Raw genomic sequence first — 25,749 nt, 5'->3', positions numbered from 1 at the left:
TTGTTATAGGTTTTGGTTTTGATCTAGGGATCAATAGCAAGTCCTTTCTTTTTAAAAATTGACCGCGTCAAATCCCTGTAATTCCCACCCAATATCTTAGTCCGATTATCATGAGAGATCGATGCATCCAGAACTTTTGCTAACTCTGTGGAATACGACCGGCTCGGTCCATGACCACCCCATACGATCCGGTCTGCACCCAGTTCATTTACCGCCAGATCCACCGATCCCGAATGAGGGTCGGAACCACAAAACTCCAGAAATACATTTTCACATTCCCGGATTGCTCTGACACCCAATTCCCAATCTCCACCGGCATGTCCGCATATAAAAACAGTATCGGGGAATCTCTTTGCCAGGTTGACAACATGCCAGGGAGTGGATTCCCCGGAATAATTTCCTCCCCCGGGAATTCGGGGACTACCTCCTGTCTTGATCCAGGTATGGATATATATGATTGCACTGAGGCTCATTGCCTTTTGAACAATATCATTATTATTCGGATGATCACATGTAATCCCCTTATCGTTGAACCCCGCATACTTAATCCCAATACAAGGGCCCTTTTCAATCCACGCTTCCATCTTCCTCATGCTTTTTTCCGGATAACTCGGATCAATTCGAATTATTCCGGAAAGGTTTGCACTGTTCCTTTGCAGGTATGACCTCTTTTCCTTATCAAACGGAGAAGACCCAAAGGGAACTTTCCTTGTACCACCTACATCCAAAGCAATCACTCTTTCCACACCCATCCGGGAAACGAACTTCATCATTTTTTCATTGTAAGATATCGGATCTTCATCATTCAAAAAACCGTGATAATGGGTATCCCAAATTCTTAAATCCTTCAATTGCTCTCTATCCGGTATTCCGTATTGCATAGGATCGAAAACAAAGTGGTTCATTTTGGTACAATTTTGAATAAGATATCAGGGTTTTAGAGAAAGTCCCTTTTTCTCAAATATTTTCGCTGCCAGAATTCGGTAATTACCGCCAAATATTTTGACTCTTTCTTCATGTGAAATAGAGGCATCTAACACTTTTGATATTTCCGTCGAATACGAACGACTCGGACCATGTCCCCCCCATACGATTCTATCTGCACCCAATTCATTCACCGCGAGGTCAACTGAACCGGAATGCGGATCCGCACCACTAAATTCAAAAAACACATTTTCATATTTGCGAATCGCTCTTGTTCCCAGTTCCCAATCGCCCCCTGCATGGCCGCAAATCATTTTGGTGTCGGGAAAGCGCTGAGCCAATTCGGCTACATGCCATGGGGCAGATTCACCATCAAGGTTTGCTCCCCCAATCACCCGGGGATCTCCGCCGGTTTTAATCCAGGTATGAATATAAATGACAGCATCAAGTTCCTTCGCTTTATTTATTATAATATCATTATTGGGGTGGTCACAGGTAACACCCAGTTGATTTCCGCCAACGTATTTGATTCCGATACAAGGACCGCTTTCTATCCATTCTTCCATCTTTTTCACACTCTCGTCCGGAAAACCAGGATCAATAGGAATAATCCCAGAAAAAAAATTCGCATTATCTTCAAGAAACTTTCTCTTTTCATCATCGTATGGTTTGGGTTCCAACGGACGTGGAAGGGTCCCCCCGATATCTACTGAAACAACTCTTTCTACCCCCATTCTTTTGACATAAGACAACATCTTTTCATTTTGAGCGATAGGATCACCTCCGGTCAAATACCCATGGTAATGTGTATCCCAAATACGAAAATCCTTTAATTCCTCTAGGGTAGGGAGACCGTATTGACTGGGATCGAAAACTTGGAAGTCCTTTTTCATTATTAGTATATTTTAAGTATTTGATATAAGCCCACAGATTTATCGTCCTGGATTACAACTCAAATCTTTAGTAATTTCTCTGCATTGTCCCTCATGATACTTCTCAATTCGGATTCGCTCATGGGGTATTCAAAAAGCTTAAGCAAGGCCGATTCGACAGGAAAATACGGTGCATAAGATCCAAATAAAAAACGTTCAGCAGGAATTTTGGTGTCAGGACCATACCACGAATCTCCATGGATTAATCCACCTACTTCTCCGGCTCCTTCCACTCTTGAAATATCAAAGACTATATTGGTTTCATCACCCAACCTCTTTAATATTTTATCATCCAAACCGTGTAGGCGGTTTTTCCCAAACATATGGTGGGACTCTCCTGTCATTTGTCCCAATAGATTTTTATTAATTCTTCTATTCCAATGCAATAGCTGTATTCGGGCCTTCGAATACTTCTTTCCAATATCCACGAGAGGAGCAAAATCAATATTTCGAATTTCCAACAACGGATGATGATGTCGACGGTCTTCTACATCTCCTACAATCTGTATCAACATTTGATACCGCGTTGCCAATTGGACAAATTTTTCAAATTTTTCTCCACTCAGTTCATTCATTTGATAGAGTGGAAATATTCGAACGATATCCATTTGGTATTCTTCCTTACACCGTCGAAGATCTTCTTCCCAATCCGGCCAGGTAAGATTCACACTGCCCACAGGCACCAGCATATCTTTGCCTTTTGTATCCACTTCTCCGCGCAATTTTCGATTGGCTAAATCAATATTTTTGTGAAACAGGTGTTCAAAACTGCCCGCCCATGCCTCGGAAATCTTATGTTTACGGAGCTTGTTAATAAGGTCACCGGTTTGAGAATATTTTAAATTCCTAAAAGGATAATCGAATAATTGTACATACGTATCAATAATTTCTGGACCATCCCCTTTTATCTTATTTGCTTCCCTTTCAGGAAAGTCGTTAACCTCTTTTTGTCCTAAAATACTTCCAGGAAAAGCCAATGCGGCTGATGACAGCAAAGTGTTTTGACAGAAATTCCGCCTGTTAATTTTTTTGGTCATGATGTGTTGTTCTGCTACAAATAAATTTTGTTAAAGATCCTTCAATTGGTGCCGGTTTTCATAGACTTTCATCACCCCATCGACGATCATTTGCATTTCTTCCTGACTGCCCAACAGTATGCCTGAGCCCCAAAGGGACACATGGGTCTCATCGGTAACTTTATCACAATTAGGCATATCCATACTTTCTTTGAACTCCATAAGTCTTTCACTACTGTACATGGTTTGATATTCTTTTAATCCCAAAACATGGTCCACCCAGGGTTCTCTGTGAAATCCGTTACGAATATAAGAACTCAATGGAATCCCTTCTGCCACAACGGCCTTTAAAAATTTTGATCGGTCCGCCCCATTAAAAGCCTCCTGATTATAAGACAAGGCATAGCGATAATACGATCCACTCTCCGTACCATCATATTGCTTCTGAGGTTTTGCACCCGGTAAATCTTTGAATTGATCATTTAAAAATGTTGCATTTTTGTCCCGCGTATAAAATCGCTCTTTCGCCCCTTTGATCTGTCCCATCAATACAGCCCCTTCAAATTCATTCATCCGATACTTCGGTCCTATAGTTTCATTCTTTCCCTGGCGTGAAGAGCCTCTGTTTTGGATCGTATAACATTCTTCCATTAATTCCTTGTCATTTCCTATTACAGCGCCACCTTCTCCACAAGCTATGGCTTTGCTCGCCTGAAAACTAATACATCCCAAATCCCCTATTAAACCAATTTCCTGCCCCTGATAGCGAGAGAAAGGAGCCTGACACGCGTCCTCGATAACTTTTAAATTATATTTTTCTGCCAACTCCATGATCTCCTCCATATTGGCAGGTAAACCCGAAATATGGACAGGCATGATAGCTTTGGTGTTGGCATTTATCTTTTTCTCTACCTTCTTCGGATCCAATTGAAATGACTCGGGATCTAAATCGGCCAAAACCGGTAAGGCCCTGCAAGTCAATATAGAAGAAATGGTCCCAAAATCAGAATACGGCGAAGTAATCACTTCATCTCCCGGGCCAATGCCCAGGGCGAATACTGCCGTGCTAAGTGCTTGTGTACCCGAACCCGTTGCCACACAATAACCTGCATTCATCATTTCTGCAAATACCCCTTCAAATGTCGGCACCTTTCCATTTCTGGATTGAATTCGGCTCCAGATCCCGCTTTTGGTAGTTTCTACTACAGAGTTTACCACATTTTCGTCTATATAAGGCCAATCTACACCAATTTTAGCAGAAGGTACGACCGGAGTTCCCCCCATTGCAGCCAGGGTATTACTGCCAGAATTGATATAAAACGGAGGTAAAATGCCTGGGGAGATAGCCCCTGCAGCTGTTCCTGCAGAAAGAGTTGATATAAATTTTCTTCTGTTAATTTTCTTTTTGATCATTTTAGATGATTTAAGGTGTAACAAATAAGATTGTTTTCCAGGATTTTGCCATCTGCGCTTTTGAGATTTCCAAGCTTAAATTCATAAATGTAGCCGGCCTTGAGTTCCGGTAATTCCAGAGACAATTTTTTCCCATCCCGGGAAACAGATAAATCGGAAACGGCTACCTCCTGTACATCAACCTGAATGGATTTATCTACCGGTTCATCCAAATCCTTTTTGTAATAATCATAGAAATAATGTCTAATTTGAATTTGAGCAGAATCAAATACAGTCTCTGATACAGGGGTTGTAAAATTCAGATCAAATCCGTCCTTTGTTAAATTTACTGAATAGACCTCAAAAGGTCTGGTTCCTGTATATCTTATCCTTTGGATGCCTTTCGCACCTGCCCAACCGTGCTCAGTTTGTCCTACCCAAAGACTTCCATCCGGGGCAAATGCCAATCGGTTATTTCCTTTTCTCAACCCCTTATTATCCATAAAAGGTACACATGCACCTTGTATCTGACCATTCACCTCTTCCAGCATAACGCGGACAATTCTTTCCCGATTCATTTCTCCAATAAATAATTGACCGGCAAAAGGCCCAAAACGTCCGTTTGTAGGGTCAAAAAGTGGTTGAGAGGGTGAATTCGCCATGATGCCCTGGGGGAACAATACAGAAGCTTTCGTCCTCATTCCATCAAGTTCACCAATAGGAGTTTCAAAGGGATTTCCGCCTGTCCAATCCTCTTTCCATACCAAACTGGCAGGGTGCCCATAGAAATTGTTTTCTTGAATATGATACAAGGCACTGGTTGAAACCCAATCACCCTGGTTATCAGCTACAAATAAATTACCATCCTGGTCAAATCCCAATCCATTAGGAGACCTGAGTCCATAAGCAAAGGGTTTTACATCACCTTCTTTAGAAATTTGCATCATCCACCCCCTATATGGGACCACAGAATACATTTGCTTCTTACCATCTTTTCCATCCATTCCCCGAAGATCTAATTCCCCTCTTACAATTTCTTTAAATCCAGCCCCTGAAGAAGCAGTATTCAAGGCTATATAAATATTTCCATCGGTATCTAAAACCGGTCCATAATTAAATTCATGATAATTTCCGGACAGACCAAAATCATCTGTAACTGTTTCATACAGATCAGCACTCCCATCTCCATCTGTATCGACGATTCTGGTTAACTCCGGCTGCTGCATAACAAGAATCTCTGAATTATTTATTACTTGGATTCCCAGAGGATCGTGTAGTCCATAGGCAAATAAATTCCACTCTTTTGTCTCTAAATCATAGGTCATAATTTCCCCTCGATGGAAACAGGCAATAAGATTACCATTAGGAAGAAAATCCAGTCCTCCTACCTCTCCTGTCAGCCCTTCAGGCAATGATATATCCTCCACTATATAGGATTCGGAATGACTATTCTCAGTATTTGAATCACAAGAAAAAAGCAAAATTGTAAAAATGGAAATAGTAACCGTATACATTTGATTAGAAAATAGATTTATCATTTTGGGATTAATTTTTAATGGTTAATGAAAATCTACTGCCTTCACTTGATGGGATTTGGATATAACCGTTTTTCCGTGCTCCTGAACTTACCATAACATTTGGGTCATAAGGAATCCAAATATCAGTATCCAGATTTTCAATTGAAAATTCGCGTATAAGTTCATCTTTATTACCGCCAACGGTAATTTTTTCATTCACTACATAGCCATCAACAGAATATTTAAATACGGGAAAACCCTCTTCTAAGGTATACCCCTTAAATTCAATCTTATTCGTTATGTTCGAAGCATCCCCAAAGCGCAATAATTGTGTATCATGATTTTTATAAAAAATTTCTCCTAATATTTTGGATTCGGTGTTCTTGTGTCCTTTCCAGGCCACAGAATTATCTATAAAACCACCATTCCAGGCATATAATAGATTACAAGGACCTGCATCCCAGCAACAGGAAACATTGTCTGATAATCTAATTGCAATGGAAGCCGGGGTGGCGTCGGGCATGAATATTCTGTAATAATAAGGAGGGTCCAAATTGTACGGATGAGGTTGTGTGTGAATATGATCCGTATTACCGGCACTTGCCTTTTGATTATTCCTCCTGAACTCAGGAATATTTGTATCATTGTGTAATGGTGGGAGGTCAGAAAGTTGAACATAAATTGCTCCATACATAATATAACCGTGCCCGGGATATGTACATACAAACGGGAGTATTGATTCTTCTGATGGAGCTGTAAACACAACAAATTTCTCTTCTCCCGGTGCCACAACAGGAATAGACCATAATACTTCTGGAATCGCAGGAATAAAATCCATTTCAGGCCCTTTTTCTGCTAAAGCCATTCCAGCTTCAACCACTTTAACTCTCGATTCAGATTGGGTGACGACCAGATTATGACTCATATCATCTTCATTTGAAAGAACTAATTTCACCTGAGTCCCGGGTTTGACTTTTAATCTCACCTTATCATACTGCATTCCTGCAATAGCCTTGACCATAATAGTTGTATCCGGTACAACCAGAGCTCTCGAAGCAACAAGGGTGTTTACTAAAACCATTGACAACAAGATTATGTAAATTGTTCTATTCATAATTAGTCATTTAGGATAAATTCAAGAATTGAGATGCATTTTGATACTTCAATTTGTCTTTAACCGACTCATCATATTCTCTGTCCAGATACTCAATTCTTAGTCTCGGAGTGCAATAATCAAGGATAGGGGTATGAGTACCAAATGCAAACTTATCATCCCCAAAAATCTTTAAATGATCTGATAACCGATTCAGCATCCGGCCAGATGTATCCATTAAAACATTACTCCTTTTAAATAATTCTAAATTTTCATCCGTCAGGCTGGTACTATTGGCTACATTTAGAATAAGATACTTGGCGTCAGGTACCTCTTTTAATAATGGCAACACATCTTGCAGTGCCCATTCCCTTTCAATATCCAGCCAGGATCGTTGTCTAAAATCTACCATTCGGAGTGTCAAAGCCACAGGTACATCGTTTTCTGCGGCCAGGACTGCAAGCTCAATAAGCTCTGGATCACTAATACTATAGTCATGATATTGAGGATAGACACAAACACCACGCATTCCCCAATCGTTTATGCATTTATTAAAATCATATTTCCACCCCGAATAAGAAGGATTGATTATACAAAATGGAATAATACGTTCTTTCAGTATAGAAGATGACTTGCATTCTTCGTAAAGTGCATGATTGGCTGTTTGTGTATTTTTATAAAATATACCATTAAGGCTACTAACCACTGATCGATCAACTGCAAATTGATCCATTCTCCGAATTAATGAGACACCATCTTCAAACATCAGTTTTTTAAAAGGCCATTGTCCAATTTTTGCATTTATATCAATTAACATGGTAGCCTCCTTTTTTCAAAATTGAATTATAATTATCGAAGAAAATCTTTTGTTTTTGACGCTCGGTAAGGTTCGAGGATAATATTTTCCCTACCCCTTGAAAATAACTATTGTCTGTCCCAAAAAAGATACGATCTTCCCCCAGACATTCTACCGCGAAATCAATCATATTTTCTTCGTTATTGCTTCCACCGGCATCTACATAAATATTCGGGAATTCACGAAAAGATTTGCACATGTATTCCCAATCACCACCCCCTCCAATATGGGCAAACTGAAACATAGCTTCCGGATACCTTTCAGCAGCTTCAACAAAATCCTCAGGCCTCGAAATATTTGGGGGACGGCCTACATCGTATTGCATCTTATACCCTCCCACCCCAATCTGAGCTTCTCCATGGATAAAAATAATCATTTTCAAGTCAATCAACTTCTCTATGACCGGGTAATACAAGGGGTCATTGATCTTCACCTGATAATATAATCGGGTACCGACCATTCCTTCCCCTACACAGCGATTAATTTCTTCCAGAGACTCCTTTCCGTACTGTGGATTGACAGATATTTGCCCCACCACCTTCCCCGGATATTTTTTCATTAACCCCAGTATTTCATTATTAGCAGCGATAAACTGTTCTGGGGTCCATTCTTTCCAGGCCATTGGTTTGCCCACAAACATTTTTTCAATTCCCAGCTTATCAACCATATCCATTTGAGGATCAGCTGTACAGTAGGAATCTATTTTACGATAATTGCCCACTTTTCCCAGCATATTATATTCACCTTCTTGACTCCCCCTCTCCGTACTGCCGGAGAGGTCCGGATAAAAAATCAAACCGGCTGAAGCCAGAGAAGTATTGGTAAGAAACTTTCGTCTGCTAAGAAATTTCATGTAATGTCTATTGAATTTTCACAACAATTCAAATACGAAAAACTAATATAAATGAGGCTACCTCCCTTTATTGGAAACAGCCTCTATGAATCTTTAATATCCATCATTCTGCGAGAGCACCCCAGGAGCTGCCAATTGAATTTGTTCATAAGGTACAGGAAAATACTGCATATAAGGTTGCACATCTATTCTTTGAATCTCTGCTTGCCCGGATCCGGGATTGTATTCTGTCTCAAATTCGGACAATTCATTCGTAAATCTTCCTGAGCGCACCAGGTCAAACCACCGTTGATTTTCAAAAGCAAGCTCAAGCCGTCTCTCCAAAAGTAGAACATCCATAAATGATTCTTCATCACCGATATCTGCTGAAACAATATTCATAGAATTATTACCAAATGCCCTTTCTCTAATCGCATTTATTTGCTGTAAAGCTCCATCACTATCGCCATTCTTATATAAAGCCTCTGCATATAACAACAAGACATCTCCAAGTCGCATGATAGGAAGATCCAATCCCGAACTGGAACCAGCCATTGGTACTATGTATTTATTCACATACGGATACCATATCGGGTCGTCATCCGGTTGGGAATTAGCCGTTAATTGCGTTTCAGAAATTGTAACTTCAAATCTCTGATCCCCTTCTTCAAAAAGCTGGTGAAGATCCCAGGAAGGCCGGCCCACCCGACTTCCATTATTAAGGTAGCCATAAATTCCTCCCAGGGGAGCAAAGGCATAGGTAATACCCTGACCATTGGTACCTTCTATAAAAGTAACCGAATAAATAGCTTCACTATTACTTTCAGTTTCTAAAGAAAAAAGGCTCTTAAAATCTCCTACAAGGGAATAATTAAAATCGTTAACTACCTGTCCCAGATAGGTCTGTGCATTAGCCCAGTCCTCCATGTGGACATAAACTTTACCCAACAATGCCATTGCAGCCGCTTTGGATGCACGACCTCTCTCGATATCCTCAGGATTTGGAAGAGTATTAATAGCCTCCTTCAGATCAGCAATAACCTGGTTCAAAACCTCACTTTTGGAAGTCCTGCCAATCTGTTCTGCCTCACTTACTGAAAGAATTTCCGTTACTAAAGGAACATCACCGAAAATTCTGGCCAAATCAAAGTAAAATAACCCCCTCAAGAAACTGGCTTCACCACTATACTGCTCTTTTTCTCCCGATACATAATCCGTCGGATTATCGATATTGGCCAGGATAGAATTTGCCCTAAAGATACCGTTGTAGGAAGTTTTCCAGAAATTATTTAAAATATTATTTTCTGAAGAAACTTCAAGGACTTCAACTTCAGCTAACCCCGGCTCCGTAGCATAATATTCAGCATACATGTTGTCCGACGTCATTTCCATCAGGAGATAATCCTTTTGTACTTTAGATTGTAAGCTATTGTACACCCCCAACACCCCTAAGTCAATATCGCCGGAGGTATTAAAAGCATTGCTGGTAGTCAGTACGGATTCGGGCACTGGACTTAGTAACTCATCGTGGCAAGATCCGAAAACGAACACCACAACTAATAATATATATATTGATTTTACACTTTTCATTATAATCGTATTTTTAATGTTTAGAAACCGACATTTAATCCGATTGCAAATATTCTTGCTATGGGTTCTGACCCACTATTATAACCGGGGATACTATTTATTCCGCTTATTTCTCCACCCGTAGTACCCTCAGGATTATATGCACGGTTATTTTTATCGCGAATCATTAGTAAATTATTGACTGATGCATAGACACGGCAACGGCTCATACCTGCCTTTCCTGCTATATTTTCTGGTAATGTGTATCCCAGGTTAATATTTTTAAGTGTGAGGAAAGAAGCATTTTCAATGTAGAAATCAGTATTAGCATTGTATTGTATCAACTGACTCAATGCAGCTGCCGGTGTTTTACCATCACCCGGTTCCTCTGGTGACCACCATTGATTTTCCACTAAGGACCTTCTCATTGCCCCCAGTGTATTCCCTTCGTAATACTGATTTTCAAAGTTGTAAATCTTAGCTCCTAGAGAAGATTGAATGGCTACGCTTAAGTCAAAATCCTTCCAGGAAAAGTCATTTACCATACCCAAAAGCATTTTGGGTTGGAAATTACCAAGTACGACTTTGTCTTGAGGATCTATTTTACCATCTCCATTTGTATCTTCCACAATTGGATTTCCGGGTTTTGCTCCAGGTAAGTGCGGACTTGCTTCTACTTCAGAAGCCGTCTGATACACGCCTTTTGTTTGGTACCCATAATAAGAAAACATGGGATCCCCTTCTCTAAGTATCCAGCTCATTCCCAAAGAGTGATTATAAATTCTTTCACTGACAGCCCCCAGATCTACAACTTCATTTTTGTTTTTTGAAGCATTGAAGGAAGTTGTCCAGTTGAAAGTACCTACTATATTTCGGGTTGTTAATTCCAGTTCAACCCCTTTATTGTTTATTTCACCTACATTGGTAATCGTGCTGGTAAATCCGGTAATAGCCGGGATTGATACATTGTATAATAAATCTGAAGTGGTCTTGTCATAAAAATCCAATGAAAAATTAAAACGATTGTTCATAATTCCCACATCCAATCCGATATCATAACTCGTTGTCTTTTCCCACCCCAACATGGCATTTTCGAAGGATACTGGTGCCTGGCCGTTAACCAATACATTATTGGGCGAATAATTAACCGCTCCTACTCTTCCCAGATATGCAAAATCTCCGATATTAAAGTTTCCTGTCGCTCCATAACTAGCTCTCAATTTCATCTCGCTGATTATAGAATTATCCCTAAGGAAATTCTCTTCAGAAATTCTCCATGCGACAGACATGGCAGGGAATATCGCCCATTTATTGTCAGGGCCAAAACGAGATGAAGCATCGGTACGTAGCGAGGCGGAAAGCAAATAACGGCTATCATACGCATAATTCAACCGGCCAAAATAAGATACTAATCCCCACTCAGATTTAGTAGTCCTTGTAGCTGATGGATTTATAATTGCATTATTAAGTGTTTGGATAATTTCATTGTTAAATGAGCCTCCTACAGCACCAATGGCTGTTGACCGAGACGTCTGACGCTGATATGAAGCCCCTAGCAATCCCGTAATATCATGCATTCCTGCAATAGTCTTATTATAATTTAACGTATTTTCATTAACCAGGTTGATGCTTTTATAGTCGCTTGCACTTCCGGCAGTTGCTATTAAGTTATCACCTGCTCCCCCTCTGAAATAATCGCTTGAATTATATGTAAGATTGGTTCCAACTGAAGACTTTAAAACCAATCCTTCAGCGAGATTCAGGGAAATAAACCCACGAGCAATATTTTTAAAATATTCTCCTGTATTATTGGTACCGTATAAATAAACATAAGGGCTTGCCTGCCCTGAATGTCCTTTGGGTATGTAATCTTGAGTTCGGGGATAATTTCCATTTTCATCTTGTGGCGCTACAAACGGTGGGTACTTCACAAGGGAGACCATATTACTTCCCGCCGTTCTTGTTTTACTGTAAGAAGGACTCAACTCAAATCCCGCGTCAATCCAACTATTAATTTCTACGTCTACATTTGCCCTCAAACTATATTGCTTATAAGAGGCGGTAAGGATATTTCCCTCTTCATCTTTATAGCTGGCTGAAACATAATACCGGGTTTTATCACTTCCCCCACCTACGGATAAATTATAATTTGCAATGGGTGCGTTCCGCGTAATTTCATCTTGCCACACCGTTTGGGGTAATTCGTATGTCAAAGGATTGACCTGGTAATTACTTGGCCTCCTTTCATCACCAAACATGGGTAATGAAACATCTCCTCCTGCCCATGCAAATTCTCTGTTTTGATATTTAACCAAATAATCATACCATTCTTCTCCCGTCAACCAATCATCGTGCAACATAGGGGATGACACTCCATAATAGGCATTAAAATTCAAGGTAGGTTTTCCTTTCCCTCTCTTCGTAGTTATAATTATGACACCTCCAGCACCTCTCGAACCGTAAATAGCAGCAGCGGAAGCATCTTTCAACACTTCAATTGATTCTATATCATTCATATTAAGTTGTCCCAGATCACCACCAGGGAACCCATCAATTACTACCAATGGACTATTTCCTGCATCAATTGACCCTGCACCACGAATTCGAATCAAAGGAGCCGCTCCCGGAGTATTCCTGTTATTGACAATGCTTACTCCTGACATCCTACCTGCCAGTGCATTCTCTACTCGCCCCGTAGGCATTTGGTCCAGTGTTTTATTTTCAATTTTCGTGATAGCACCCGTTAAGGAACTCTTCTTTTGTGTACCATAACCGACCACCACTACTTCATCAAGGGTTTGACTGTCTTCCTCCAATGTAATGGTCAATGAAGATCTGCCATCCAAAGGCACTTCCAATGTCTTATACCCAATATATGAAACGGTCAAAACAGCGTCTTCTTCGACATCACTTAAAACAAATTTACCTTCAAAATCTGTTGACGCTCCCTTCCCTGTTCCTTTTACCGAAATATTCACCCCGATTAACGCTTCTCCTGCTGCATCTACCACAACCCCGGAAACGTCTATCAGCGCGAAATTCTGAGCCATTTCATTTTTTTTCTGAACTTGTAATTCTTCTTCATCCGTTCGAATAGGAGGACCCTCTACTCTTGAAACCCCTATCATATTACCGATCTTTTTAAATCGTAAAACAGTTTCGGACTCCAGATTGGACAACACGAGTTCTAATGATTCATTTTTTGCATGAATTGATTCTATTGAAACCCTGTTTATCACTGAGGGTTTATACACAAAAGAAACATCTGCCTGTCGCTCTATTTCTTTAAAGATCTCCTCAACACTAACATCACTAAAGTCCAGAGTGACCTTTTGCCCTTCTGCAAAATTCGCCATTAAAAACGTACTGAATATCATCTGAACCCCTGTAACCAGCGTCGTAATTCGCATACACTGTAAGATTAATGGACTATACGTCCTCCAAGTGAAGAAAATTTTTATCATCTTTACATAACTTTATTTAATTAACTAATTGGTTAGAAAGCTGCGGTCCTCGCCTCGCAAACTTGGACTTGTAGCTTTCTTTTTATTTCATAATTTCTATTTTTCCTTTTTCAATCTTTTTGTATTCAAATTCCATCGTATACTTCAAGACCTCTAATACATCATCCAATGGCTGGTTATCCAGTTTTATCGAAATCGTTTCGGAGCTCCAAGCGGACATGTCCCCCAGGATCTCAATATTATATCTACGTTCCAAAGCATTCATTACCTCAAAAATACTTTCGTCATTAAATACCAGGCGCTTATCTTTCCATGCAGCAATGGCCTCTTCGGATGCATTTTCCTTCATCATTTTTTGCAAATTAAGGTCTACAACCACTTGTTCCCCCTTAATAAGCTTAACAGTTTCTGATTCATTTTCCCCCCGATATGCAACATCTACCTTCCCCGACAAAACACTTACTTTAGCAGAAGCCTCCTCCTCATACTCTTTCACATCAAATGAAGTACCTAACACTGTAACTTCAAGATCTTTTGTACGCACATAAAATGGCTTTTTTTCATCTCTGCTCACATCAAAAAAAGCCTGTCCATTCTCTAACTCAACAACTCTTCTATTTCTATCAAATTTTTTGGGATAACGAAACTTTGAGCCAGCATTAACCCAAACAACAGAGTTATCCGGCAAGGCCACTTCTTTTAATTCACCATACGAAGTTTCGACAAGAATCCATTCCTCACGGTTGAAATTCTCCCAAACAAAAATCCCAATAAATACAAATACTATGGCAACAACAGCGATAGCTGCTCTATATCCCGAGAAATATTTTAGTTTCTTGTTCTTTTCCCTCCTAATTTCACTTTTCAACCTGCTCAATATTCGTGTTCTTACATCTTCCTTAGACTCATCCACCTGAATGATTATATCTTCATCCAAAGAATTCAGATCTTCTTCGTACCACCCGTGAAGTTCCTGTTTCTCTCCATCAGAGGCAGTTCCCGAAAGATACTTTTTTGCTAATTCTTCCAATCTCTTTCTATCCATTCAAGTCAAATTCTGTTGTTATATTTATAATTCTTTTCATAAATTTTCGCTTACCTAAAGAATACAATACATGAAGCCCCCTGTCAATAATCTCTTTAAGCCCCTTTCATTTATATTGAGTAAGCTAAGAACGATTATCCCTTAGTACCCTTCTATGTTTTTTTTGAGATCCTCCTCAAACAAAACATAAATATCTACAAATCAGAATCTTATAAAAAAAAATAATTCTTGAAAAATATTAAAAGATGGTAAGCAGCACCAGCAGCAGGCTAATTAATTTATTCATCCTAAACCGGATAAATCGAAGTGCTTTCGTCAAATGAGCTTCAGCTGTTTTCGGAGATATTTTGAGTTCGCGGGCAATTTCCTTAATAGACCGGTCATGTAATTTATTATACGTAAATACCAACCTACAACGCTCCGGTAATTCAGTAGCCAACTCACTAATCATTTCTAACAGGAATTTATTTTCGTAATTAATATGTATTATCTTCTCATGGCGAAAATATCCATATTCTTCTTCCCGCTTCTTTAATTTTTTCTCTTTAGCAATATGTCGATAAATAGCATATCGGGTCATAGTAGAAAGATATGCTGATAAATTATCAATTTCCAGATCACTTCTTTTTCTCCATAGCTGAAGAAATACTTCTTGTACAATTCCTTCAGAAGTATTTGTGTCTTTAAATTTTCTATACGCAATAACATATAGTCTTTCCCAATATTCATTGTAAATAGCAGTAAAGGCAGATTCATCTCCAGCTTTTAGAGATTCCAACCGTTGTTTCTCTGGTATACCTAAAATACTACGCATGATCAGAAAGTTAAACAATCAAATTTCACATACTTCTTCCCATGATTTGAAGATAAATAATTGATATTCTTCAAGCATTGAGTCGGGTACGTTACCGAAAGGTAAATAATATTTTACTTAATTAAAAAAAATACCAATAAAAATAAAAAAGAGAGGAAAAGAACAGAATTTTTAAAAGAACAAAATAACCACACACAACTTACTGACAGACAATAATATACATACACCAAATACCTTTTTACAAAAACATTTAGCATTGGGCCTGAAACATTGTTCACCGTTTACGACAATATCCCTTTATCACATCTTTATAAATCTTTGCACACCACTTCCTTTCCCTTTTTTGCCAATAATTCGAAGGAAGTAAAAACCTTTGTTTAGAGAAGATATATCAATTCTTGCACCATTTGATTCAAAACTTAAATCTTTATTTTTCACAACCTTCCCCGCTAGATCAAGAATTTCAATCTTTATGGTTTTTTCATTAATCCCAAAATTATTTATCCTCCGGATCCAAAGAAACCTGTCTGTCGGATTAGGAAAAACGATAAAAGCCCCCCCATAAGAATTTAGGACAATAGAAGTCATAGTCCTGGAAAATCTCAGGGTATCACTCCATTCTCCACATCCGCCCTCATAGCTCCCGCATACCCTTGCAAAATATGGTCCTTCTCCAGGTAACTCAAAATCAAAATCTCTTTGATACCTGGACAATATGGTATCTACAAAAACATCTGCAAAACTGGTATCGTCTGCAATCATAAGTCTATACCCATTTGCAAAATCTACTTTTGTCCATTCCAGTAGTAAAATTGGATTATCAACTTCCACACTATCTTCCGGTGAAATAAATACAGGCCTTTCGGGAATATCGGTTGTTGTAGTAAAAACAACTATTTCAGACCATTCCCCCATCCCATAATCATTAATTCCTCGAATTCGTAAAAAATACTCTGTCCATTTATTGAGCGGGATGGAATTAATTGAAGTCTGATTTACAACGATACTATCCATTTGAATATTTTCAAAAGTTGAATCTGTCGCTATTTGTACGTTGTATTGTAACAAGTCGTCTCCCGGGTTCCATATTAATTCTGGTTCAAGTGGTACGAACATTTGGTCCGGTTCCGGAGCCTGAATAGACACGGATGCTGGAAAACCCGTTTCAAAAGATGAAACAACACTCTCCTTGCACCCATTTCCATTACAAGCAAATACTTTCCAATAATATTCCCGCTCCCCTTTTAATGCCAACTCCTCTATCAGAATGGATGTATCACGAATCAATCCCGAGGTATGGTATATATCTAAAAATTCCGGAGAATCTGAAATTTCAATGTAATATACTGAAGCATTTTCTGTATAGTTCCACCTTAACGATTCGAATGAAGCTAATTTTTCTTTGCTCGTCCCGTGAACGACCTCCGGTGTTTCCACATTCAAAATTTCAGTACTATAAAACGATGGGTTTACCCGACCAAACCTATTAATCGAATAAACTCTGTAAAATGTAGTTATTGTATCAGCAGGTAATAAAACACTTTCTTCATAAGAAGCAGCTTCGAAAGTCACGGTTCCTTTTTCATCAGCACCTTCGATCCAATAACGATTAGTCGGCTCTCCTTCCCAGATAAAACTTGAAACAGGACTTTTTTCTTTGCGACCAAAAGTAGAAGCAGAAATCCCTGTAGGCAACGGTGAAAGTTCACCTTCAGATAAAAATTCCGGCCAAATGCTAATACTGTCGAAGACTTCGTTCCTCAACATTTCGGTCAGCCCTTCCACTCTTTCCAAATCACCCTGTGAATAGAAAACCATACCTAAAGTACCTTTATCCCGATGATCCCTTAACAAATCAATTTGGCTAAGTATTTCATTGGTTTCCCATTCTTGAGAGGAAGAAGATGGGGGTTGGTCTCCACTAAGTCTATAAGTTCCCAAGGAAGGATAACAGGCAATCCCATTTTTATTACACTCCTCTGACCACCATTCAATCAATGTATTAAAATCCTGTCCACCGCCTCTTTTCCAATACAATTGAGGAGATAAATAATCCAGTGTTCCTTGTTTGATCCAGGCCAGTGGATCACAATATATAATATTATAATTATCCCTTCCTGTAATTCCGGAAGGCAAAGATGTTTTATAGGTTGCAGCCGCAGAGGGATCAGTAGAATATATCCCCGCAGGACTTACACCAAAACGCACCCATGGTTTTACTTGTTTTATTGTATCATAGACTTCAGCAATCATTTGATTAACAGATCTTCGGCGGAAATCAGCTACCGATTCTCCTTCATTACCAAAAAGTAGGTATTCTTCACTGTCTTCAGTAGATATCCCTGCGGGATAAAAATAGTCATCAAAACATAGTCCGTCAATATCGTAGTTCTCTAAGATATCACCTATTATGAGTTTTAGGTATTGGGTTACTTCCGGATTTCCTGGATTAAAATAGGTCTTTCCATCTACATCTATCATCCAATCTGGGTGCTCACTAATCACCTTTCCTTCCTTTCCTGAATATCGCCCCGAAGAAGTTTCAAAACGATAGGGATTCACCCATCCGTGCAATTCAATCCCCCTCTTATGTGCCTCGGATATTGCAAATTCCAGGGGATCATATCCGGGGTCATTACCCCGTTCACCTGTTAACCATTCTGACCATGGTTCATAAGAAGAATGGTACAATGCATCAGCCGTAGGACGTATTTGTAATACAGCGGCATTCATATTGGTTGATTTCAAAGAATCCAGGATTTCTAAAAATTCTTCCTTTTGTGATTGCGCATTCCCCTGGGACACAGGCCAATCTATATTATAAACTGAGGCTACCCAGGTTGCCCTGAACTCGGCATCAGGTCCTTGTGCTAAAATATGAGTTGAAATAATTAACAGTATAAAAAAGGTAAATATTTGTCTCAATGTATTCAAATTTTGTAAAAAAGGACCTGAAAGACTGGTTATCCTCACAGGTCCTTATTATAAAGTAACCCTAGTTAAGAGAAAATAGAGGGGGGTTACCGTTTTTCTTTATCGATTCCAATTCCATAAGGAATAATTCCCTTTATAAAAAACTCCGGTTTCAAAGAACCGTCCAACTTGTACCTTTTCACACCAGAATTACTACCATCACCAACTACTACACCCGAATCATCAATATCATTACGATCACGGTAAGGATAATACAAATACCCATTTTCAGAATCAATCTCCATGTCAGTAACATAGGTCATTTCAGAGGCACCACCTTCAGTTGAATAATCAGGCATTTCATCAATAAGTGAAATATTATTACCATCTATGTCGGTAACATAAAGGCCGGGATCTACTCCTCCGCTGGCAATATTTATAGCTATATAAATTTTCAGGTTTTCAAGATCTACGGCAAAAGATCTGATTTTGTAACTCGACAAAGCATCAATTTTCGAAATAAAATTACCGTCAGTTGAGTATTTATATAAACCTTTACCTGTCCCGTGTTTGCTATACCATATTTCACCATCTACAAAGTTGACATCACCATCGGTCCAACCATAGGTAGAGGATTCACCTATATCAGCAGCCAGAAGGGGGATAGCTACATCAGGATATGCTGCATTTTCCGATGCTAAGGGCAATTTGCGAACCCCCTCGAATCGATTGACCCAATACACATTTCCTTCATCGTCTACCGTAGAAGAGAATGGATCACGGACATAAGCATTACCGCCTTCGTCTGTAGTTGTTATGATTTTCATCCCCCCGCCACTGAGGTTTGTTTTTATTATTCTTCCGTCGGCCGGTGTTCCCCAGGCCGAATATTTGATATTATCTCCCGCCTCAGAAATCACTAAATTTTCCTGATACACATTTACCCCTAATGGATGCAATCCAAGGGATAAATCAGTAGCCTTTAGCTCCGAAGGAGCAGAATTAAATAATTTCTTTCTATAAAGTTTACCACTAATGGCGTCCGTGGCATATAAAGTAGGAGCCAATTCCCCTTTCACCTCGATGGCTTTGGAGGTTGTGAGTGTTTCCTCCGTGTCGTTGATCGTAAGTGTAACAGTATAATTTCCGGGGACCTCATAAATGACTTCGGGATTTGCCTGAATGGATGTCTCTCCATTTCCAAAATCCCAGGAATAAGTCACATCGTTTTCTTTCCCTGGATACATATATAATTTGGCCGAAAAAGTAACTGGCTCCAAAAATTTAATGGCAGTAGGTGAAACAAAAATGGTTGGTAGGGGTTTCAGAACATCAAAATGTAGTTCCATAGAATTTGATTCTCCATTTACCGTGGTGTTTAATGTCGCTGTATAATTTCCAGGTTCTTCGTATAAAACACCTTCCGGCTGAATCCCTGTATATGCTGTCTTTTCCGTTACAAGACCATTCTCTATTACCTTACCTTCTGGAAAAGTCCAATGATAGCTATCTACATTTTTAGAACCATTGATAAAATCTAAAATAGCAGGAGCTTCCAATGTATCGGAATTTCCGATCTTAAAATAGGTAGTCGCTTCTCCGAAAGTGAGCATTTCTTCATCTTTCTGGCAACTATTGAAAATAATTGCACTCCCAACAATAAATAGAAGAATAAATATATTTTTGTGCTTTAAGACCATAGTCGTATCAATTTAAAATTTCAAATGTAGATTCATCCTTCACAGAAATTTCTTTCTGATTCGATATTTCAGCATTTATGTTTATCTCGGAAGTTTCTATCATTTCGCCAGATGCCAAATACGTTTTCAAGACTTCCAGGGTCGTCCAGGAACGTATAGAATCTTTACCGGTCTCTGTTAAATTTCCGGAAAAACCTCCCATATTATCAATTTCAAAAAAAGAACTGTCTGAATCTGGAAAAAGGAACAATGCATCGGTCGCATTCAATTGATTCGCAAAATAACTTTTCACTTCACTCAGGACTAAAGGATCCAGTGCATCAATCACATCTTCTCCCTCCCAAACATTGACTTGATATTGTTCAGGTATTACCCATTCCTTATTAATTATATATGATGTCTCAACGGTTTGATAAAAAGTATCAAGGGAGTTTCCCTGATTTTCAATATCTACAATGATGGATTCAGGATAAAAAAGTGTATCTCCTGGTTGAAAAAGCTCCAATTTTTTTTCAACCTGAATTGAATCAGTTGTATAATTTAATACCCAATTCAGTGATAAATCGCCCACTTTGTATCCCTCTTGTATAATCTTAACATGTGAAATATCATCCTCTACTGCCCAAAAAGTGGCAACTACACTAACTGTATCCATGGGTCGACTATCCGGTATGCTGGCCAAGGTCAAAAAGGGATAATCTTTACCTGTCAAATCTCCCTGCTCTCCTAGAACATCCCTTTTCTCGCAAGAAGCAAAAATCAAAACTCCTATCAATGGTATTAACAATCGTATATTCATCTATTACAATTTTTTCTATTAATAATCATAGCTCACTTATCATAGAGTTGATTCTTCAGCCCACCAAACCATATTCACAAGCCAGAGGGGCTCTCTAGCCCCTAATCGTTCAATTTCATTGGGATTATATATATATTCAGTTTGCGGATCATATGGAAGCCTTTGTATATATTTTCCTTCATATAATTCCAATGCATTTTCCGGATACTCCAATCCAGTATACACATCCGGATTGTAATGATACCTACGCATATCAACCCAGGTCTCGGGCTGTAAATACAGTGCAATATACTTTTGCATCATAATATCAGATACCATAAGTTCATCCGAAGATTGAACTACAGCAGGGGAATCCATATACATACCTATAGAGTCCAATGTTACTCCAAGTCGTATGAAATTATTCCTAATTCCTTGTTCATAGGCGGCAAGTGCACGGTTCAAATCTCCGGCATAAAAAGCCGCTTCCGCTTCAATAAAATTCAATTCCTCTTCTGTCATGTAAATAATTGGCGAATCATCACTAGTCCAATAACCATTATACAAATCAGCAAAATCATTTTGTGAAAGACCGCTTAGTCCTTCACTGGAAGGAATAGAATAATAATTTCCATTTTCACCAGAAGAGGTCAATTTTTTGATACGCGGATCCAATTCTCCCGACAGATTAATAGCATTCATAAAAAAGTCCGTAGACACACTGTTGTTTAAATAATTGGCAACAAAGTCCCACTGAGGTCTTGCCCGTGATGGTCCCCAAAGATTCCTTTCCCAATCATTAACCGGGTCTTCCGAATAGATATACCTGGGGTCTTTCCAATGACTATAGGCCTTGTCTACAGCCGCTAAAACCTCTTCATAATGGCCTTCGAAATTGGCCGTATGAAGTAACATTCTTGCTTTAATTCCATAGGCAAACGAAACCCAATTAGCCATATTTCCCTGATACAGTAAATCAGCAGATCCATCCATCAACCGATCTCCTTCATCAGACATCTCCATATGTTTAATCCCTTCATCCAACCATTGCCCTATGTACTCATAAACCATATCCTGATCGTCATACGTAGGATTGTAAATACCGGTAAATGCATCGTCTACAGGCATTTCACCAAAAATATCCGTTGTTGTCAAAAATGATAAAGCCTTCATTGTCAATCCTACCCCTGTGTAATTATCAGCCCCTTCTTCGCGGGCAATTTCTATCATTTTCTGTGCATTTCCAGCTACATCAAAATAATTTTTCCGCCAAAGGCCTACACGCAGTGTATTTCGATAATCCCAACGATCTTTTTGCGAAGAAGTACCAAAAATAGTAGTGACATACCTGGTAAAATATGATACTGTTTCCCCTTGTTCGTAATGCGTAGAAGCCATATTTCCCTGAATAGCGGGCAATAAATAATTAGGAGACGTGGTTTCAGGTGTATCTACAGATTCATTGATATCCAAAAAATCATCACAACTCAAAAACCCCAAAAATACAAACACATAAATATATAACTTACTGCGTATCATAATTAAAATTTTACATTCAAACCAAAAGAAACAGACCTTCGCGCAGGGACTTGATAATAATCGACTCCCATTGTTCCAGCCCCACTAGCTCCTCCTCCGTTCGGTCCTGCATTATTCACCTGTGGGTCACCACCTGAATAATCAGATAACAATACCAGGTTCTGAAGGGAAATATTCAGGGATAAATTGGAAATATTAATTCTCTCTATCCATTTATTAGGCAAATAATACGAAAAGTCAACATTTCGTAAACGCATCCAATTAACGGTTTCTACAAAATTACTACCCACTAAACCATAGTTATTCGCAAAGAACTCGCGATCCAATACTACAGATTGGGTATTGGGAACAAAAGATCCATCCTCTTGCTCAACAACACCGTCAAAAATAAAATCTTTTCGCCGGTATTCTTCAAGCATGGAATGCAACCCGTTTTGTACCAAACTTCCCCCGGTGGCATTAAGAATGTCCGCTCCCACGGCTCCGTCTATTTGAAATGACACCTGGAAATCACGGCCTATATCAAAAGTATTCACCAAACCATACCAAAGGTCCGGCTCTCTGTTTCCTATATATTGCTTTTCATTATCTATCAGAGGATAGCCCTCTTCATCAATAAGGACATCACCGGCATCATTTCTCTGGTAATCAGTTCCTATAATGCTAAATAATGGCTCCCCTAGTCGGGAACTGGCAATTGCTATGGAAGATACCTGTCCGTAGGTAACTGGGAATTCTACAAGGTCTCCAAACAATTGCGTTAACCTGGACCGGTTCCCAAAAGCATTTAATGACAACTGCCATTTTAAATTATCTGATTGAACCGGTTTTACATTCAAAGCTATTTCCATTCCCTTATTTTCTACTGAACCGCTATTTACAGTTTGCAGAATAGCTCCAGTAACCGGTGTAACTCTGGGAGTAATAATTTGATCATCACTTATCCTATTGTAATATGTCACATCTAATCCCAATCGTCCTTCAAAAAAACGTAAATCCACTCCCAGTTCCAATTCCCTTGTAATCTCCGGTTTCAGGGCAGGATTACCGGCGAAAGCCCCGTTTTTCCAACCTCCTCCAAGGCCGAGATATTGTTCCAGTGTTTGCGTTAATTTATGGGGCGGTGCATCTTTTCCAACCTCGGCATAAGAAGCCCTGATTTTACCAAATGAAAGAATATCCAGACTTGAAGGATCCAACAGTTCGGAAAAAATAAAACCTACGCTATAAGAAGGATAAAAGAAAGACCGATTAATCTCGGGTAAGGTAGATGACCAATCGTTTCTCATGGTAACACCGAGAATCAACATACGTTTATAATCAAACTTGACATCACCAAAGGCTCCAATAACCCTGCGCTGGCCAGTGTACTGACTGTTTTGGATATCCTTCAGGTTATTAATACTATGCAGATCTGGATTCTTGAACTGAGTCCCGCTCACACTGGTTCGTTCGGCATAATCAGATTGGACATTATGGCCCAGCACAAGATTAAAATTAAAATCATCAACAAAAGAGTGATCAAACTTAGCGAGAAATGTTGATGTCCATTTATTACTGTTACGGTCAAATTCTGAGATGGCCCCTTCATAGGCACTCCCAGAGGACCCCCACTGTTGTACGGATTTATAATGTTGATTGTAAAAATCTCTTCCGATTCTGTAATCCAATTGAAACCAATCCGTCACATCATAAGTAAGGTGAATATTCCCCAACATTCGGTTCATTTCGTCATTTCTGACTTTGTTATAAGCCGTCCACCAGGGATTATCGGGAATAGTAGACAAATCCCCTGAGACGGGTTGCCAGATATTTCGTTCGGAACCATCTGCATTGGTATAATTGGACATTTCATCCCACCTGGGCCATCGATACACTGAAGACAACCACCCTCCTGAAGCTCCCACAATGCCATAATTATTTTCAACATTTATCACATTGGCTGTAAAGTTTACTTTTAATCTATCAGATAACTGTGACCCCAGTTTGACAAGCATTGACCTTTTATTATAATCGGTATTCGGGACGATACCTTTATCATTGAGGTTTGAACCCGAAAGATAATATGTCAGATTATCTGTACCACCACTCAAATTCAAGTCCGCTTTAAAAACGTTTCCAGTCTCAAAAAAGTCGTTTAAATTATCATATACCACATCACTTTTTCTATATTTTGGCCCCCAGTGTGAAAAAGTCCTACCACTATATAATCCACTAAAACCCGTGGTATAAAAATCCTGTTGGTCATGCAAATTGACAACATTAGACAAACCGTAATATGAATTAAACCCCACCTTAACTTTCCCTTTTTTACCACTTTTAGTAGTAATAATTATGGCTCCATTTGCTGCATCAATTCCATATAATGCGGCAGCAGAAGCTCCTTTCAAAACGGAAACTGAAGCGATATCTTCAGGATTAATATCCGATGCCCTGTTCATGGTGCCTGACTCTCTGGCATTTGAAATGGGAATACCGTCAACTACGATCAAAGGTTGATTATTTCCATCAACGGATGTTGCACCTCGCAAAATTATCTCTGTAGCAGCACCCGGGGCACCAGAAGTAGAAGATACTTGAATTCCCGAAACCTTCCCTTCCAGGGCACTTAAGATGCTTTCTTGTCTTCCTCTGCTTATTTCTTCCGATTGCAAAGCCTGAACATTTGAAGTCAGGAGTTTTTCTTCTTTTTCAACACCAAGAGCCGTAACCACTACTTCCTCGATCATGGCAGAATTAGAAGTCATTATAAGGTCATATGTATTTCTATTGCCAATTTTCACTTCGTGTGTTTCATATCCGAGATATGAAAAGACCAATACTGCATTTGTACCCTCCACCGAGATAGTATACATACCTTCATAATCTGTTGTCACACCATTAGAAGGATTATCCTTTTCATAAATATTAACTCCGATCAAAGGACTACCATCTTCGTCCACTACAGTTCCGGATACATCAATTCTTACCGGTTGTTTTTCTTCAGACTCCTTCTTTTTTCCAATCCATGTATTCCCCAGCTCAGGTTTCTTACGTTTTATGATGTATAGCTTCGCGTTTATTTTTTGATATTCAAGTTTTTGAAGTTTAAATATTTCATTAAGTACTTTATCCATATTTCCCGAATCCACTTTAAAAGACCGCTGTAACTTTAAGTCATCTAGTACTTCTGACTCATACGTAAAACGTATTTTAAAATCCGATTCTAATTGCTCTAGCACTTTTTTCAGGGGAGTACCTTCTTCAAAGGTTATTGAAAGCCCGGATTGATTATTGCTTTCAATATTTATGGTATACCCAAAATTGGAAAAAAGAATTATTCCAAAAATCAAACTCATTATTTTATTTCTCATAGCATCAGAGAT

Annotated in this window: 17 protein-coding genes; all 17 read right to left on the bottom strand. The window is 39.1% G+C overall.

What is annotated here, in order from left to right; translation table 11 throughout:
• Positions 1-23 precede the first annotated feature (23 nt).
• On the bottom strand, positions 24-905 hold the full coding sequence (locus LVD47_RS16595; protein ID WP_236978929.1) for an amidohydrolase family protein: 882 nt from the start codon (positions 903-905) through the stop codon (positions 24-26).
• Positions 906-929: 24 nt separating this feature from the next.
• Complete coding sequence (locus tag LVD47_RS16590) at positions 930-1,817, bottom strand: amidohydrolase family protein (protein WP_236978927.1); 888 nt, start codon at positions 1,815-1,817, stop codon at positions 930-932.
• 59 nt (positions 1,818-1,876) lie between these two features.
• Positions 1,877-2,893, bottom strand: a complete 1,017-nt coding sequence (locus LVD47_RS16585; RefSeq protein ID WP_236978925.1) for an amidohydrolase family protein — start codon at positions 2,891-2,893, stop codon at positions 1,877-1,879.
• Positions 2,894-2,923: 30 nt separating this feature from the next.
• The gene (locus LVD47_RS16580) at positions 2,924-4,285 is read right to left on the bottom strand and encodes a DegT/DnrJ/EryC1/StrS family aminotransferase (protein WP_236978922.1); all 1,362 of its coding nucleotides are present in this window, start codon (positions 4,283-4,285) and stop codon (positions 2,924-2,926) included.
• Complete coding sequence (locus tag LVD47_RS16575; protein ID WP_236978920.1) at positions 4,282-5,802, bottom strand: PQQ-dependent sugar dehydrogenase; 1,521 nt, start codon at positions 5,800-5,802, stop codon at positions 4,282-4,284. Before LVD47_RS16575 ends, LVD47_RS16580 begins: the two co-directional genes overlap by 4 nt.
• Positions 5,803-5,809: 7 nt before the next feature.
• Complete coding sequence (locus LVD47_RS16570; protein WP_236978918.1) at positions 5,810-6,895, bottom strand: plastocyanin/azurin family copper-binding protein; 1,086 nt, start codon at positions 6,893-6,895, stop codon at positions 5,810-5,812.
• A 10-nt stretch (positions 6,896-6,905) separates the two neighbouring features.
• Positions 6,906-7,691, bottom strand: a complete 786-nt coding sequence (locus tag LVD47_RS16565) for an amidohydrolase family protein (protein ID WP_236978916.1) — start codon at positions 7,689-7,691, stop codon at positions 6,906-6,908.
• Positions 7,681-8,583 carry an amidohydrolase family protein gene (locus tag LVD47_RS16560; RefSeq protein WP_236978914.1) on the bottom strand — a complete coding sequence of 301 codons (903 nt, stop codon included), beginning with the start codon at positions 8,581-8,583 and terminating at the stop codon, positions 7,681-7,683. The genes LVD47_RS16565 and LVD47_RS16560 overlap by 11 nt, the downstream gene beginning before the upstream one ends.
• Before the next feature lie 93 nt (positions 8,584-8,676).
• On the bottom strand, positions 8,677-10,152 hold the full coding sequence (locus tag LVD47_RS16555; protein WP_236978912.1) for a RagB/SusD family nutrient uptake outer membrane protein: 1,476 nt from the start codon (positions 10,150-10,152) through the stop codon (positions 8,677-8,679).
• Positions 10,153-10,172: 20 nt separating this feature from the next.
• Positions 10,173-13,541 (bottom strand): SusC/RagA family TonB-linked outer membrane protein, encoded by a 3,369-nt coding sequence (locus tag LVD47_RS16550; RefSeq protein ID WP_236978910.1) that lies wholly within the window; start codon positions 13,539-13,541, stop codon positions 10,173-10,175.
• A 136-nt stretch (positions 13,542-13,677) separates the two neighbouring features.
• Positions 13,678-14,640, bottom strand: coding sequence for a FecR family protein (locus LVD47_RS16545; protein WP_236978908.1), 963 nt, complete (start codon positions 14,638-14,640; stop codon positions 13,678-13,680).
• 238 nt (positions 14,641-14,878) lie between these two features.
• Positions 14,879-15,454, bottom strand: coding sequence for a sigma-70 family RNA polymerase sigma factor (locus LVD47_RS16540; protein WP_236978907.1), 576 nt, complete (start codon positions 15,452-15,454; stop codon positions 14,879-14,881).
• Between the two features lie 300 nt (positions 15,455-15,754).
• Positions 15,755-18,379, bottom strand: a complete 2,625-nt coding sequence (locus tag LVD47_RS16535) for a family 10 glycosylhydrolase (protein ID WP_236978906.1) — start codon at positions 18,377-18,379, stop codon at positions 15,755-15,757.
• 95 nt (positions 18,380-18,474) lie between these two features.
• Positions 18,475-20,067 (bottom strand): PKD domain-containing protein, encoded by a 1,593-nt coding sequence (locus LVD47_RS16530; protein WP_236978905.1) that lies wholly within the window; start codon positions 20,065-20,067, stop codon positions 18,475-18,477.
• Between the two features lie 7 nt (positions 20,068-20,074).
• Complete coding sequence (locus LVD47_RS16525) at positions 20,075-20,866, bottom strand: hypothetical protein (protein WP_236978904.1); 792 nt, start codon at positions 20,864-20,866, stop codon at positions 20,075-20,077.
• Positions 20,867-20,905: 39 nt separating this feature from the next.
• Positions 20,906-22,384, bottom strand: a complete 1,479-nt coding sequence (locus tag LVD47_RS16520; protein ID WP_236978903.1) for a SusD/RagB family nutrient-binding outer membrane lipoprotein — start codon at positions 22,382-22,384, stop codon at positions 20,906-20,908.
• Positions 22,385-22,386: 2 nt separating this feature from the next.
• On the bottom strand, positions 22,387-25,737 hold the full coding sequence (locus LVD47_RS16515) for a SusC/RagA family TonB-linked outer membrane protein (RefSeq protein WP_236978902.1): 3,351 nt from the start codon (positions 25,735-25,737) through the stop codon (positions 22,387-22,389).
• Positions 25,738-25,749 lie beyond the last annotated feature (12 nt).

This window comes from Membranihabitans maritimus, from assembly GCF_021729145.1.
Lineage (GTDB): Bacteria > Bacteroidota > Bacteroidia > Chitinophagales > Saprospiraceae > Membranihabitans > Membranihabitans maritimus.
Note: the sequence above shows the minus strand (reverse complement) of the source record. Positions and strands in the feature narration are given on the sequence as shown.

Coding starts and splice junctions, on each gene's coding strand:
- LVD47_RS16595 (WP_236978929.1), bottom strand. CDS start 905: ATGAACCACTTTGTTTTCGATCCTATGCAATACGGAATACCGGATAGA.
- LVD47_RS16590 (WP_236978927.1), bottom strand. CDS start 1,817: ATGAAAAAGGACTTCCAAGTTTTCGATCCCAGTCAATACGGTCTCCCT.
- LVD47_RS16585 (WP_236978925.1), bottom strand. CDS start 2,893: ATGACCAAAAAAATTAACAGGCGGAATTTCTGTCAAAACACTTTGCTG.
- LVD47_RS16580 (WP_236978922.1), bottom strand. CDS start 4,285: ATGATCAAAAAGAAAATTAACAGAAGAAAATTTATATCAACTCTTTCT.
- LVD47_RS16575 (WP_236978920.1), bottom strand. CDS start 5,802: ATGATAAATCTATTTTCTAATCAAATGTATACGGTTACTATTTCCATT.
- LVD47_RS16570 (WP_236978918.1), bottom strand. CDS start 6,895: ATGAATAGAACAATTTACATAATCTTGTTGTCAATGGTTTTAGTAAAC.
- LVD47_RS16565 (WP_236978916.1), bottom strand. CDS start 7,691: ATGTTAATTGATATAAATGCAAAAATTGGACAATGGCCTTTTAAAAAA.
- LVD47_RS16560 (WP_236978914.1), bottom strand. CDS start 8,583: ATGAAATTTCTTAGCAGACGAAAGTTTCTTACCAATACTTCTCTGGCT.
- LVD47_RS16555 (WP_236978912.1), bottom strand. CDS start 10,152: ATGAAAAGTGTAAAATCAATATATATATTATTAGTTGTGGTGTTCGTT.
- LVD47_RS16550 (WP_236978910.1), bottom strand. CDS start 13,541: ATGCGAATTACGACGCTGGTTACAGGGGTTCAGATGATATTCAGTACG.
- LVD47_RS16545 (WP_236978908.1), bottom strand. CDS start 14,640: ATGGATAGAAAGAGATTGGAAGAATTAGCAAAAAAGTATCTTTCGGGA.
- LVD47_RS16540 (WP_236978907.1), bottom strand. CDS start 15,454: ATGCGTAGTATTTTAGGTATACCAGAGAAACAACGGTTGGAATCTCTA.
- LVD47_RS16530 (WP_236978905.1), bottom strand. CDS start 20,067: ATGGTCTTAAAGCACAAAAATATATTTATTCTTCTATTTATTGTTGGG.
- LVD47_RS16525 (WP_236978904.1), bottom strand. CDS start 20,866: ATGAATATACGATTGTTAATACCATTGATAGGAGTTTTGATTTTTGCT.
- LVD47_RS16520 (WP_236978903.1), bottom strand. CDS start 22,384: ATGATACGCAGTAAGTTATATATTTATGTGTTTGTATTTTTGGGGTTT.
- LVD47_RS16515 (WP_236978902.1), bottom strand. CDS start 25,737: ATGAGAAATAAAATAATGAGTTTGATTTTTGGAATAATTCTTTTTTCC.